At 71.4% G+C, this 13,904-nt stretch carries 13 protein-coding genes; 10 read left to right on the forward strand and 3 right to left on the reverse strand.

Annotated elements, in window-relative coordinates; genetic code table 11:
- Positions 1-57: 57 nt before the first annotated feature.
- Together OHU34_RS40980 and OHU34_RS40985 are read right to left on the reverse strand one after the other, a co-directional pair.
- Positions 58-1,200, reverse strand: a complete 1,143-nt coding sequence (locus OHU34_RS40980) for a hypothetical protein (protein ID WP_405771408.1) — start codon at positions 1,198-1,200, stop codon at positions 58-60.
- A 5-nt stretch (positions 1,201-1,205) separates the two neighbouring features.
- Complete coding sequence (locus OHU34_RS40985) at positions 1,206-1,943, reverse strand: lytic transglycosylase domain-containing protein (RefSeq protein ID WP_142268430.1); 738 nt, start codon at positions 1,941-1,943, stop codon at positions 1,206-1,208.
- Positions 1,944-2,573: 630 nt separating this feature from the next.
- On the opposite strand from OHU34_RS40985, the gene OHU34_RS40990 reads away from it, so the two are divergent.
- From OHU34_RS40990 to OHU34_RS41030, 9 genes are all read left to right on the forward strand, one after another.
- The gene (locus OHU34_RS40990; RefSeq protein WP_405771411.1) at positions 2,574-3,188 is read left to right on the forward strand and encodes a DUF6668 family protein; all 615 of its coding nucleotides are present in this window, start codon (positions 2,574-2,576) and stop codon (positions 3,186-3,188) included.
- Between the two features lie 75 nt (positions 3,189-3,263).
- Positions 3,264-3,539, forward strand: coding sequence for a hypothetical protein (locus OHU34_RS40995; protein WP_142268429.1), 276 nt, complete (start codon positions 3,264-3,266; stop codon positions 3,537-3,539).
- A gap of 65 nt (positions 3,540-3,604) precedes the next feature.
- On the forward strand, positions 3,605-3,871 hold the full coding sequence (locus OHU34_RS41000; protein WP_142268428.1) for a hypothetical protein: 267 nt from the start codon (positions 3,605-3,607) through the stop codon (positions 3,869-3,871).
- Positions 3,872-3,890: 19 nt separating this feature from the next.
- The gene (locus tag OHU34_RS41005) at positions 3,891-4,832 is read left to right on the forward strand and encodes a hypothetical protein (RefSeq protein ID WP_235034677.1); all 942 of its coding nucleotides are present in this window, start codon (positions 3,891-3,893) and stop codon (positions 4,830-4,832) included.
- A gap of 1 nt (position 4,833) precedes the next feature.
- The gene (locus OHU34_RS41010) at positions 4,834-5,925 is read left to right on the forward strand and encodes a hypothetical protein (protein WP_405771415.1); all 1,092 of its coding nucleotides are present in this window, start codon (positions 4,834-4,836) and stop codon (positions 5,923-5,925) included.
- Positions 5,926-6,101: 176 nt separating this feature from the next.
- Complete coding sequence (locus tag OHU34_RS41015; RefSeq protein ID WP_142268426.1) at positions 6,102-7,595, forward strand: SCO6880 family protein; 1,494 nt, start codon at positions 6,102-6,104, stop codon at positions 7,593-7,595.
- A complete protein-coding gene (locus OHU34_RS41020) occupies positions 7,592-9,106 on the forward strand; it encodes an ATP/GTP-binding protein (protein WP_405771418.1) in 1,515 nt (504 codons plus the stop codon). Before OHU34_RS41015 ends, OHU34_RS41020 begins: the two co-directional genes overlap by 4 nt.
- On the forward strand, positions 9,103-10,869 hold the full coding sequence (locus OHU34_RS41025; RefSeq protein ID WP_142268425.1) for a type IV secretory system conjugative DNA transfer family protein: 1,767 nt from the start codon (positions 9,103-9,105) through the stop codon (positions 10,867-10,869). The genes OHU34_RS41020 and OHU34_RS41025 overlap by 4 nt, the downstream gene beginning before the upstream one ends.
- Entirely contained in the window at positions 10,853-11,425 is a 573-nt protein-coding gene (locus OHU34_RS41030; protein WP_142268424.1) for a DUF4913 domain-containing protein, read from the forward strand. Before OHU34_RS41025 ends, OHU34_RS41030 begins: the two co-directional genes overlap by 17 nt.
- A gap of 132 nt (positions 11,426-11,557) precedes the next feature.
- Here OHU34_RS41030 and OHU34_RS41035 read toward each other — a convergent pair whose 3' ends face one another.
- A complete protein-coding gene (locus OHU34_RS41035; protein ID WP_142268423.1) occupies positions 11,558-12,481 on the reverse strand; it encodes a hypothetical protein in 924 nt (307 codons plus the stop codon).
- A 469-nt stretch (positions 12,482-12,950) separates the two neighbouring features.
- Between OHU34_RS41035 and OHU34_RS41040 the strand changes: the two genes are divergently transcribed.
- Positions 12,951-13,820, forward strand: coding sequence for a hypothetical protein (locus tag OHU34_RS41040; RefSeq protein WP_405771423.1), 870 nt, complete (start codon positions 12,951-12,953; stop codon positions 13,818-13,820).
- Positions 13,821-13,904: the final 84 nt, after the last annotated feature.

The following is a 13,904-nucleotide window of genomic DNA, read 5'->3' on the forward strand; positions in this document are numbered from 1 at the left end:
CTTCGGATGAATCGGCGAAGGCTTCATCGCTCACAACGTGAATAGTCGACGGGCGGTTCAATAGATGTTTCTCAGCGCCGCCGCGAATTCGGGCGGAGTCACCTGGGCCAGCAGCGACAGGCGTCGCCCGGCAGCCGCGTAGCGCTCGGTGCCGTCGGCCCCGCTGATCCGGTTCCAGAGCGGCAGCAGCCGCCGGCCGAGCGGTACCGCGGTGTACGGGGAGGACAGCAACTCCCAGAAGGCGACGGCACGGTCGATGTCCTCGCGGGCCCGGAGGTCGCCCTGCCGGTGCCGTAGCTCGGCCACCTGGAGCGCGAGCGTGGTTGCCGCGGCGTGATCGCCCGTCAGATGGGCCACATACGCTTCGAGGGCGCGGGCCTCCAGCGTGTAGAGGTGTTCCGGCCCGAAGCGGTGGGCCGCCTGCCGTTCCAGCGCGGACGCCTGGATCTTGGCCAGCGCCAGCTCACCGCTGGTGACGGTCTCGCAGACCAGAGTCACCCCGGCGACGAGCTCCTCGGGCACCGCGACCGGCCCGGGTGATGGATGCGGAGACGGGTTCGGCGCCTGAACGGCCTGGGCCGGAGGACGGTGAGTGGGCGTTCTGAGCGCGGTCAGTATGGCGGTGTCGTAATCCCGGTACGGCCCGCTCCTCGAGCCTCTTCCTTCCCCTTCCCTCGCCCCCGCGCCAGCCCCCGCGCTTGGCGCAGCCCCCGAACCGGGCACCTCCGGCGCCGACGGCACGGCAGAGGGGGCCGGGGCCGCCGGGGGAGCCGAGACCGCCGGGGGAGTCGGAGTCACCGGCGAGGCCGTGGGCCCCGGATGTGCCGGTGCTGGGCCCGGCACGGGCGACGGGTCGGCCAGGTCCAGGGGGAGCGGGTCCTCGAGCAGCTCGCTCGCGCCGTCCTCCCGTACCCGGATGCGCAGCACGATGCGCCGTTGCTGGTCCAGGACCGACGCCTCGACCGGTGTCGCCAGGGCCAGTGCTCGCTGGTGCAGATGGTCGAGTACGGCGGTCTGCGCGGCGTCGCCGGAGGCCGCAGAGGCGATGATCTCGCCGTTGACCGCCACGGTGCCGTCGGCGGAGATGAAGACGGGGCACGGCCTGCCTCCGGAGTCGTCGCCCCGCTCGGCACCGGCACCGGCGGCGGGGCCGAGCTCGGTCTGCGCGTTCTTCACGCCACGCTGTTCCAGTTGGAACATGATTCTCACTGTCCTTCGGTGTCTTGGGCGGGCGGGGACGCGGGCACCGCGCCCTCGTAGATCGCGAACTTGGCCCGGATCGCCAGGACGTACTGCTGGGAGGCGTTGGTCCGGGGGACGCGGCCGGCCTCGCGCACGGCGTCCGGCCCGGCGTCGTAGGCCGCCAGGGTCAGGCTCACCAGGTCGCTCAGTGGTTCCGCACTCACCAACGGCCTTATCTGGTCGGCAAGTTCACACATGAAGCGGCCCTGGGCCAGGATCGAGTCGGCCGAGTCGAGCGCGGAGGTCTCGCCGTTGTCGTCGTCGTCCTCGCCGAGCCGGGTGAACACGTCGGGCGGCAGTTGCGACACACCCTGCTCGCCCCCCGGGCCGGTCCTGTTGCTCTGGAAGCCGGATTCCTGGTCGATCTGGGCGGCGATCACGACCGGACCGATGTCGGGGCAGAGCGCGCCCGCCTCGGCGATGGGGTCGGCCATGCCCTCAGGCACCGACTTCGGGTCGAACTCGCCGCTTCCGTCGCCCTGGACGATCTCGGAGATCCGGTCGGGGTCGGGCGCCTTGCCGGCACCGCCGCCCCCGTCGCCTCCGCCGGTGAAGAAGAGGATCAGCGCGATCAGCGGCGCGAACAGTACTCCGAAGCCGCCGATCACGAACACGGAGGAGATCGCCACGGCCATGGCGACGGGGGACATCAGACACCCCAGGCCGCCCACCGCCGCACCGGCCTTCACGGCTGTCCCCATGCCCTCGGAACCGGTCCCCCCTCCGGAATCGCCCGCGTTCCCGCTCACCGCTGCCACCTCTCCCGACGGCCGTATCTGGGTGGCCTCATCCGGCCGGATCCGGCACGCTTCCCGTGCTCGGGGGCGGGGTGCGGATCTGTTCGTGCTCGGCAACGGCCGGGACCGTCGATGCAGTTCAATTTCGATCAATCGGATCCGGGAGTGAACTGTCGGCGGGCTTCCGTCCGTAGGTGGCTGTCGTAGGGAGCACACGGAGGCGAACCACCCTCCTCCGGACACCTTCGGCGGCCCGGCACCACGGATCGAACGTCTGCCGGACGACGGAACCCGGATCCCGGCGTCCCCGCCCGCCACGGGCGGGACGCCGGTACGTCTGCACAGGTCCTCGGGCTCCCCGAACCGCCGTCGCCGACCCGGTGTCCGGCGTGCCCGGAAACACCCCCGCGCGGAAGAAGGAAGAGGAACCCGATGAGCGCCTCGGCCGTGAACCCCCCGGCGGACTCCTGGGTCCGCGGACCCGTGACGGATCGTCAACTCGATCTCACGTCAAGGCCGTTCGAGCGGACCGCACCGAATCCCGTCATCACCGGCCCTGCACTTGGCCCCGTCTCCGTCCCCACCGCTGTTCCCGTGGAACGGCCCGGTCCGGCAGCCTCGATCCTGGAAGCCCCGGCCCACCCGATCCAGGAGGCCACGCCCGCCCCGCTGCAGGAGGGCTCGCCCACCGCCGTCCTGGCCCTGCCGCCGTCGCTCCGGCAGGCCCCGCCCCCCGTATTCAAGGCCCCGCCCGCGCCCGCCGTCGGCATCAGTTGGGTCGGCGCGCACGGGGGCGCGGGCGCGACCACGTTCGCGGCGGCGCTCGGCGGGACGGACGTCGGCCACGCCTGGCCAGAGGTCGATCAGGGTGATCCCGGCGACATCCTGCTGCTGGCCCGGACCCATCTGGCCGGCCTCCAGGCCGCGTCCAAGGCGCTGGACTCACTGCGCATGGGCCGGCACCCCGCCGGCGTACGGCTGGTGGCACTCGTCCTGGTGGCCGACGCGCCCGGCCGCCTCCCGCCCGAACTGTGGCGTCGTGTCCGGGTTCTGCGCGCCGCCGTACGCACCTTCAGCGTGCCCTGGATCCCCCAGTGGCGGGTGGGCAAGCCCGCCCCCAAGGCGCCGCGGTCCGTCGTGGACCTTGCGGCACTCGTCCCGCCTCGTCCCGAGGCCGCCGCCATCCCCGAGACCTCCGCCCGCCGCTAGGGCGGACGCGACCCGACCCCGGCCGGGTTCGAACACCCGGTCCCGTCACCTCCGACCCTTACCCAAGGACGGATCATGCCCCGTGCCACCGCCGCCCACGAGCTCCTCGCCGCCACCTTCGACCCCGGCGCCGACGCGGACTTCGTCCTCGGTGTCCTCGCCTGGTGCGCCTCCGCCGCCGGTGTCGCCGGCGTCCTCGTCACCGGCATCCTCATGGCCCTCCAGCTGCGCCGCGGTGAACCCGGAGAGGGCGCCTCGTACATGCGGGGCCTGTTCTTCGTGATCGCCGGGTGCGTGCTCGCCACGACCGCCGGACCGATCGTGCAGTTCCTCGGCCCCCTGGGGCTGTGAAAACGGGCCCCAGGCCCAAGTCATACGTCATTCGGCACCTCTCACCGCCCATCAGGAGATTCGTCATGCTCACGTTCCTTGCCGCCGCCGTCCCCGACCCCCAGCGCCAGGCCCCCGAAGCCCTCACCGAGAAGATCGACCTCGTGCTGGGCATCGCCGCCTGGGCGGGCACCGCGGCCGGAGTGGCCGGCGTGCTGGTGACGGGCGCGATGATGGCCATCTCCGTGAAGCGCGGCGAGAGTTCGGAGCACATGAGCCGACTCGGCATGGTGCTGGGCGGCTGTGTCCTGGTGGCCACCGCCGGCCCCCTCGTCCAGTTCGTCTTCAACTGAACCGGAGGGAGAACACCCCATGTCTACCTCAGCCGAACACGGGGGAGCCTCAGCCGACGACGGGGGAGCCTCAGCCGTCCCCGACGGGGTCCCGGCCGTCCCCGGCGAGGTGCCGGAGGACCGCAGCGGAGCCTCGGCCGCCGAAGCGCATGGCGGCCCCTCGACCGCCGAGACGGATGTCGGCCCCCCGGCCGCCCCCGCCATCTCCCTCCCCGCCCCTTCCCGGCAGCACGGCGAGGACCCGTTCGCGCTTCCTTTCTGGAGACAGCGGGGCTGGCTGCTGGCCGCCGGCTTCCTCGCGGCGGCCCTCGCCCTCTCGCTCCTCGCTGTCGTCACCCGGGGCGATCCCCCGCCCTTGCTCGAAACCGCTTCCGCGGCAGGCCCGTTGACCAAGACAGCCTCGGACACCACGGGCCGCCCCGCGGGCTGCACCACCGGCGACGGCGACGGCGACCGCGCCGCCCCCGAGGCGCCGCCCGCCGATCTGCGCTGGCGAACCGTCGGCGGCACGCGCGTACCCGTCTCGGCCGCCGCCGGTCCCACCCAGGAGACCGGTCCTGTGCTGTGGTGCTTCGCCCGCACCCCGATGGGCGCGGTCCTGGCGGCCCACGTCATCCCCGCCCAGATGACCTCGCCCGACTGGCGTGCAGTGACCCGGGACCAAGTGGTGGCCGGGTTCGGGCGCGACCTGTTCGTCTCGCAGCGAGGGTCCTTCTCCGACGCGCGCCTCAAGACCCGAAGGAACGGCACCTACGCCGGATTCCTGCTCGCCGAGTACAGCCCCGCCGCCGCCACGGTCGACGTGCTGATCAAGAGCCCGGACGGGCCCTATTTCAGCACCTCGGTCCGGCTGCTCTGGAGCGGTGGTGACTGGAAGATCCGGCCCGCCAACGACGGCGGACTGCACACCGAACTCTCCTCGGCGAGCGGCACCGACGGCTTCGTCCTCTGGAAGGTGTGACATGGCCTGCGAAACGGGAAGCGGCCCCGGCGACGTCATCAAGGGCTTCTTCGACTTCCTCGGCGACCCCATCGGCACCATCCTTGAGGTCATCGCCAACAAGGTCCTCGCCGGTGCCATCGCGGTCTTCGGCGACCTCACCACCGGCATCCCCACCCTGGTCTCCGACGGCACGGCGAACAAGGTCAACCAGCAGACCCAGTGGCTAGTCGTCTACACCGCCGTCGGATCGCTGCTCTTCGCCGCCGCGCGAATGGCGCTGGAGCGGCGCGGCGAGGCGGGGACGGCGGCACTCAAGGGGCTGCTCCGCGTGATCCTCGTGGCCGGCGGCGCGACCGCCGTCGTCACCGCCCTGGCGAGCCTCTCCGACCGGTACGCCGACCACCTCTTCGCCACCGGCGCCCAGCAGCAGCTCACCACCATCGGATGCAGCGGAGGCGACGGCATCCCCGCCGTGCTGCTGCTGGTCCTCGCGTTCCTCCTGCTGATCGCCGCGATCGTGCAGACCGTCCTGCTCTACGTCCGGCTCGGCGTCATGATCATCCTGCTCGGCACCCTGCCGGTCGCCGCCGCCGCGTCCATGACGAACTGGGGCGGCGGCTGGTGGCGCAAGCACATCGGCTGGATGGTGGCCTGGCTGCTCTACAAGCCCGCCGCCGGACTCGTCATCTTCGCCGGAGCCGCGATGCTGTCCAACGACGGTGAGGGCGACAGCCGCATCCACGAGAAGATCGCCGGCATCGGGGTCCTGCTGCTCTCCGCACTCGCCCTGCCCGCCCTGCTCAAACTGATCGTGCCGGCCACGGCCGCGCTCGGCAGCGGCGCCCCGGGCAGTACGGGTGCCGCTGTCGGCTCGCTCGCCTCGGGCGCCAAGTCCATCGGCGGCGGGACCGGTTCCTCCGGCGGGTCCGGCGGGATGCCCGGTTCCGCGGGACCGTCCGGTGCGGCCGGACCCGGCCAAGCGCGCGCCGCCGCCGCGGCCGGACCGGTGGGCACCGCAGCAGCAGCCGCGATGACCGCGGGCCGGTTCGTGGGCCGGGTGGCCGCCGGAGCGGTCGACGGCGCCGACGGCGACCGAGGACACAACCGGTGACGGGACACGGGTGCGCGCGGGCGCGGGCACTGCCGCAGGCACGGCCCACGACGCCGCCGTAGTCGCGCTCTCGCGGCCCACACTGCCCGCACCGCCGATCCCCACGATCCATGGGGATGCGCGGCCCACTCCTTCAGCCCCTCACGACCCACCAACTCATCACCCCAGGAACCCCCATGTCGACGGATACGGTCGTCCATCCCACCTACGGGAACTGGCGCCGCCCCCGACGCCCCGGACTCGGCCCGCTCGGGCTGCTCGGCACGTTCGCGGTGTTCGGCGGGCTGGTGCTCACCCTGCTCGTCTCCCTGGTCTCCCTCGTGGCGGCCCTGTTCGTCCTCTTCCCGCTCGCCTCAGTGATCGTGCCGCTCATGGTGCGCACCCAGGACGGCCGCAACCTCTACCAGTTGCTCGGCCTGCGCGTCGGATGGCTGCGGCGCCGTTCCAAGGGCGCCCATCTCTACGCCAGCGGCCCCCTGTCGACCCGCCCCGGCGGACGGTTCGGCCCGCCCGGACTGCTCAGCCGCCTGACCATGAGCGAAGGACGCGACGCCTACGACCGTCCCTTCGGCGTCCTGCACCACCCGGGGCGCAACACGTACACCATCGTGCTCGGCTGCGAACCCGACGGCGGCTCGCTCGTCGACCCCGACCAGACCGACGTATGGGTCGCCGCCTGGGGGCAGTGGCTGGCGCGGCTCTCCCAGGAGCCCCAACTCCGCGGCGCCTGCGTGGTGGTGGAGACCGCACCCGACTCCGGCACCCGACTGGCCAACGAGGTGCTGCCCAGGATCAAGGCGGACGCGCCCGCCGCCGCCCAGGCAGTGATGCGCGAGGTCGTCGAACGCTACCCCTCCGCCTCCTCCGAGATGAACACCTACATCGCCCTCACCTACGGCGTCCTCCCCGGCCAGAAACGCCAACAGTCAGAGATCGTGACCGAGTTGGCCATGCGCATCCCTGGTCTGCTCAGCGGGCTCGTCGGCGCGGGAGGGGGATCGGCGGCGCCGCTGTCGGCCGAGCGCATCTCCGAGGTGGTCCGTGTCGCCTACGACCCCGACATCGCCGGTGACGTCCTCGACGCCCGTGCCCGCCACGGCGCGACCGGACTGGTCTGGGAGGACGCCGGCCCCGCCGCCGCCGTGGAGACGGTCAACTCCTACCAGCACGACTCCGGGATCTCCCGCACCTGGTTGCTGACCCTGGCGCCGCGCGGCACCGTGCGCTCCAGCGTGCTGCGCGGCCTCCTGGAAGCCGCCCCGAACACCCGCCGCAAGCGGGTCGCCCTGCTCTACCGGCCCATCGACCCGGCGACCTCGGCCAGGATCGTCGAGGCCGACCGCCGCGCCGCCCAGTTCATGGCCACCTCCGGCAAGGGCATGGTCCAGGCCCGCGCCGCCTCCGAGATGCGCGCCGCCGAGCAGACCGCCGCCGAGGAGGCCGCCGGCGCCGGGCTCGTGGAGTTCTCCCTCATGGTCACCGTCACGGTGGACACCCAGGCTCAGCTCGCCGACGCCGCCGTCACCGTGCGCAACCTCCAGGCCGCCGCCCGGCTCTCGCTGCGCCCGGCCGACCGTATGCAGGCCGCGGCCTTCACCTGCACCCTCCCCGTCGGCGTACTGCCCTGGGAGCACACCCTCGTTCCGCAGGCACTCCAGGAGGCACTGTGAGCAGCACCGGTTCCCGGTCCGCAACCCCCAAGGGGCCGCCGCCGCGTCTGCCGGGCGCGCGCGGCTGGCCCGGCCCCGGCGGCGGCGAGATCGGCCACCTTGACCCGCCCACCATGTGGCGCGCGACGACCGTACAGGCCTGCGGACTCTGGCCGTTCGCCGCCGGATCGGGCTCCCCGATGACGGGAGTGCCCCTCGGCCAGCACCTGGACACCGGCGCCACCGTGTGCGGCGACCCCATCTCCTGGTTCACCCGCGCCCGTTACATCTCAAACCCCTCCCTGTTCATGCTCGGGATGCCGGGCCTGGGCAAGTCCACCCTCGTCAACCGCATGCTGATCGGCCTCGCCGCCACGGGAGTCGTGCCCTTGGTCCTCGGCGACCTCAAGCCCGACTACGCCGACACCGTGCGCGCGCTCGGCGGACAGGTCATCTCCATCGGGCGCGGAGTCGGCGGCATCAACATCCTCGACCCCGGCGCGATGGGTGCCGCCGCCGCCCGCCTCGGCGGAACGGCCGGGCAGAGCCTGGCCGCCGAGGCGCAGGGCCGCGTCCTCAACATGGTCGCCGCGCTGATCTCCGTCGTCCGTAGCCGCCCCATGGACGACCACGAACAGTCGGTCCTCGCCGCGGCGTTGCATCATCTGAGGGAACGAACGCCGACCGGCCGCGCACCGCTGCTGCCCGACCTGCTCGCCGTCCTCCAGCAGGGACCCGACCGGGTCCGCGCCGTCACCCTGGACCGTGGCGACGACCACCGATACCGCGACGCGGTCGACCCCCTGCACCGCTCCCTGCTCGGCATCCTCGACGGCCCGCTCGGCGGCACCTTCTCCTCGCCGACCTCCACCCGCATCGACCCCGCCGCGCCCGCCGTGTGCATCGACATCTCCCGCATCGGCGAGTCCGACACCCAGCTCACCGCCGCCGCCATGCTCGCCGCCTGGTCCGACGGCCTCGGCACGGTCGCCGCCGCGCACGCCCTCGCCGATTCCGGACTGGCCCCCCGCCGCTGGTACTTCACCGTCCTCGACGAACTCTGGCGCCCGCTGCGCGCCGCCTCCGGCATCGTCGACCGCATCGACGCCCTGACCCGCCTCAACCGCTCCCTCGGCCTCGGCGACGCCAAGATCACGCACACCCTCAAGGACGCCGAGGCCCTCGGCAGCGAGTCCGACCGGGCCAAGGCACGCGGCTTCGTCGAACGCGCCGGCATGGTCGTCTGCGCCGGGCTGCCCCGCACCGAGATGGAGGAACTCGGGCGCGTCGTAGGGCTGTCGGAGCGCGAGATCGACCTTGTCTCCTCCTGGTCCTCCCCGCCCGGCTGGGCCGTCACCGGCGGCCACGAGGAACCTCCCGGGCGCGGCCGGTTCCTCATAAAGGTCGGCGGCCGGCCCGGCATTCCCATCAAGGTCGCCATCACCCAGACCGAACGCGACCTGCACGACACCAACAGCCGCTGGGCCGCCGGAGAACCGCCCCGCCCCGCCGACCCCGGGCGCACCGCGTGAGCGGCCGCCCCCGGCCCACGGGCAACGAACTCGCCCCCTGGGCGATCGTCACCGTCGCGACTGTGGTTCTGCTGCTCTCCACCACCGTCTGGCTCGGCGCTACGACGGCGGCGGCGCTGAGCGGCGCGGGCTGGAGCCCGCCGCCCTTCGCCGCGTCCACCTTCGCCGAACTCGCCGCCCACGGACCGGAGAAGGCGTGGCCCGGTGCCCCGCCGGCTGCCGTGTACGGCGGCATCGCGGTGGCGTTCGCCGCGGTCGTCGCCGTCGCCGTCGCACTGCTCACCTTCGTACGGGGACACCGGCGTCCCACTTCCGGACTGGCCGGTGTCCGTGAACTCGCCGCGCTCGCCCCCGAGGGCATCGCCGCCCGCGCCCGCGATCTGCGCCCCTCCCTCAAGGGAATCAGAGAACTCCACGCCGACGACACCGGCAACCTCCTCGGCGACCTGTCGCCCGACGGCCCCGAACTGCGCTCCTCCTTCGAGGACGTCGAACTCGACCTCATGGCACCGCGCGCGGGCAAGTCCACCGGCATCGCCATCCCGCGCGTCCTGCGGGCCCGCGGGGCCGTCCTGTTGACCTCCAACAAGTCCGACGTCTACGCCGTCACCCGCGCCGCCCGTACCGAGGTCGGCCGGGTCTGGACCTTCGACCCGCAGGGTATTGCGCACGTCCCCCGCGAGATGTGGTGGGACATGCTTGCCGACTGCGCCACCATCGAGGGCGCCCGCCGTCTCGCCGGACACTTCGTGGCCTCCGTCAACGACGACTCCTCGAAGAAGGACTTCTGGATCTCCGCCGCGCAGAACACCCTCACCGCGCTCTTCCACGCTGCCGCCGGCGGAAAACGCCAGGTCACCGACCTGCTCGCCTGGCTCGCCGACCCGGCCGACCGCACCCCGATCGACCTGCTGCGCGACATGGGCATGCACGCCTTCGCCGAACAGCTCCAGGGCACGGTCCGCGGCGCGGTCGAGACCCGCGACGGCATCTACGAGACCGCCCGCCAGTGCGTGTCGTGTCTGCTCGACCCCGAGATCGTCGCCTGGGTCACCCCGCAGCCCGACCTGCCCGAGTTCCGCCCCCACGACCACGTCCTCACCCGCGATACCCTCTACCTCCTGTCCAAGGACGGCGGAGGCTCAGCGGCCGGAGTCGTCGCCGGGATCGCCGACGGCACCATGCGCGCCGGGGTGATGGCCGCCGAACGTATGGGCGGACGCCTCGACCCGCCCATGACCGCCGTCCTCGACGAGGCCGCCAACGTCTGCCGCATCTCCGATCTCCCCGACCTCTACAGCCACCTGGGATCCCGCGGCATCAACGTCGTGACACTGCTCCAGAGCTACCGCCAGGGCAGCCGTGTCTGGGGCGAGGCGGGAATGGACGCGCTCTGGAGCGCCGCGACCATCAAACTTCTCGGCGCGGGCCTGGACGACGCCGACTTCGTCGACAAAGTCTCCAAGCTGGTGGGCCAGCACGAGGTGGCCACCGTGAGCGTCTCCCGCAGCAAGGACGGCACCTCCCACTCCACCTCGTACCGCCTCGACCCGATCCTCCCGCCCGACCGCATCCGCGCCCTGCCCAAGGGCACCGCGCTGCTGTTGGCCACCGGGGTCAAGCCCGCCATGATCCGGCTCCGCCCCTGGTTCAAGGAGCCCGGCGCGACGGCCGTCTCCGCCGCCGCCGCGGCCGAGGCGGATGCCATCACCCGACGTGCCGCACAGAAGTGGACAGGTGAGGGACATGGCACCGAGCGCTGAGGGCACAGCCCTGCCGGGAGCGGATCCGACGGGTACGGAAAAGCCGGCCGTGGACGGATGGATACGCGGCGCGGCGGCCGCCGACGAGGGTCCCCCTCCCACCGAGCCGGCCGCCCCAGCAGCCGCGGAACCGCCGCCCGGGGAGCCCGCGCAACGCCCGCCGGATCCCGTCTCTTCGGACGATCCGCCGTTCATCCTCTACAAGGCGGGGGAGGACTTCGTCGGGGCAGTCGCTGACCTAGCGATATGGGTGCACGGACTGCTGGTGCCGGTCTACGGCCGTGAGATCTCCTCCACCGCCCCCTGGTGCCCACGCTGGTACGAGCACACGGAGGCCGTCGCACAGCTCTACGGCCTCTGGATGGCCTGGCAGGACCTCACGGGGAGCCGCTCGCCGCTGACCGGCCCCGCCATGTGGCACCGGGACTTCCTCACGCCGACGATGAACAACCTGCGCGATCCCTCGGGCCTCTTCGCGGGCTGCAAGCCGGGCCAGCACCGGCCGAAGGAACCGCCCCCGGTCGAGGAGCCTCGGACGGCGATCCCGCCCGGATGACGCGCCCGGGCCCGGGCGATCCCGCACACCGCATGCCGTCACGGGCAGCTGAGAGGGGACGGAGCCCTTCTTCGGGCTCCGTCCCCTCTCATTCGCTCGGCGGCGGATCCTCACAGTGAACGGCACGGCCGCTCAGAAGCGGTTGCCTCCAAGGGAGCGGGACACGCCGGTGCTCGTACTGGCGGTGTGTGAGACGGCCGGCCTCGACGCGGCTGCCGACTGCTGCGCCTCCAGCGCCTCCACCTTCCTCTGCGCCGTCGTCAGCGCAGTCTGAGCCGCGGCCAAGCCGCTTTCGGCATTTTCCACCTTCTGCTGCGCTGCCGTCACCGGGGGGTCGAATGTCGCGTTCTCCAGCATGGCCCTCCTCTTCAAATCGCTGCTTTGCGCTTGCGAGAGAGGGTGGTTCATGGGGTTGATGGTCCTTGAAAGCCTGTCATGGATTCTTCTGTAGGATTCAAGTCGATCTGTTTTTGCCCTCTCCAGTTCCCTGGCCGCGCTTTCCCTGCTCATTGCACAACTGCTTACCGCATTCTGTGCCCGCTGCTTCTCCAGAACAGCCTGCCTCAGGGCCTGCTCGAGGGTGGGAGAGGAGCTCGGCGGTGACGGCGTGACCTGCGGGGTATCCGGGTCTGTACGGCCGGGGACGCTCGTCCTCAAGGCCGCGGCGCGTATGGCGTTCTGCGGACTTGCGTACCCGATACCCCCACCGCTTACGTGATCGTATGATTGATACTGGTTTGTCGGCGAACCGGGGTGAAGCGCCGCACCGGCAGCGCTGATTCTGGGTACGGCGCCGATGTATCCGTACGTCGTCCGGCCGCCACGACCGGGGCTCGCCGGGCCCCAGTAGAGATAGTTGGGCCGCACGGACGTCTTGATCCCGAGGGTGGTCAGATCATTGACGAGAGCCTGCTGCCTCACCTTGCATCCGTTGCAGGTGCCCGTGTTCCCCACAAGGGTCACGATGGCCTTGTACGGAAGGCCGGTCGCGCCCCTCTGAGTGAGTTGCTTGTAGGCCCAGTCCAGGGCTTTCACCTCTGCGTCGTTTTTTGACATCTGTATTTCTTGGTCGTTGTGGCCTGCCCACGCGTACCGGCTGTCGGATCCCGCTGAAGTGCTGCTGGTGTAAACGGGAGAACGGTAGGACGAGGTGGTGCTTTCGTTGAGGTAGATCCGGGCCACGACCGCAGTCGTGCCCTCGGGATATGGTGCTACATCCTGCAGGTCCTGGTTGCGTTCCAGGGATCCGGGACCGTACGAACTGCTGCTGGAGCTATGCATGAGTCTTGCTCACCACCGAATTCCGTGACGTCGAGTTCTGTCATCTCAACGACGGCCGAGGGCCCGATCGGGTTCACGTTCTTCCGGCTCGATCTGGGCAGAGCGGCTCGGGCCGGATCCCGGGGGGACGCGAACCCGTGAACCGGACGGGCGCCCGAGCCGTAGCACTGGATGGCAGGGGACCACCGGCGGCCCGCGGGAGAACGCTTCCCCGGAAGATTCACCGGGAGGAAAGGAGGGGGAGATGGACCCCATCGAAGAAGTCGTCGACGCCATCCACGCGTACCGACGCAGAGCCCACACACCCGAACTGCCCGATCTGTTCGCGACGAAATATGTCATTCGGCAAGAGGATCTCTGGCAGGTGGCCGCGGGGCTGTACGAGCGGACGAACCGAGAGAAGAGCAGCAGCCATGCCGGGTGGACGGGATGGTCCCGCACGGACAAATCGGCGTCACAGCATTACACGACCTCGCGCGAAGTCGTTGAGAAGTACGTGGCACACCAGGGGTTCGCCGCCGCACACAGGGAGTTCCGGCACATTCTCACGGAATGCAAGGAGGAGATCAAGACGGCTGCCGGGGAGCGGATCGATCTGCTCTCCAGACCCAGCGTGAGTCATTCCTTCGGTGACCGGAGAGGCGAGGACAAGGTCGCCTACTCGAATTCTCTGGCGTCCTGCGCGCACACCCTGGAATCGATCCGGGACGGCGTTCTGAAGAACGTCCAGGAAGTGGAGGCCTGGTTGGAGGTGGCGGTGCAAAGAGATGTCGTCAATTCGTGCGTCCATGCCCTGACCGCCGAAGTGACGCGGCAGAGTCAGTACCTGCAGAGCGCGCTGCACGCCATGCGCGAATCGAAGGCGGAGGCAGACCGGCGCTACACGGGCGGAAAAATGAGCGTGCGTCAGCTCGGACAGCAGCTGGAAAGCCGGCGACGCACCCCACCGGCGGCGACGGACCCCCGGGCGAGGACGGCGGCGGCAGCGGCGGTGAGAAGCACCTCACCCTCGGCCGCCCCGGCGACGCCCGCCCCGCTCCGCCCGCCAACGCCGGCCCGACCGGCCCACCCGCATCAGCGGACCTCCGACCCACGCGGGTCGGGCAGACGCTGACCACCGTCCTCCCCGGCCCGGCCCACCTGGCGGTCCGTCCACCCGCCCCGCTCTGCGAGACTTCAGACCGATCGCGGGAAGGAC

This window comes from Streptomyces sp. NBC_00080, from assembly GCF_045041255.1.
GTDB classification, from domain to species: Bacteria; Actinomycetota; Actinomycetes; order Streptomycetales; family Streptomycetaceae; genus Streptomyces; species Streptomyces coriariae.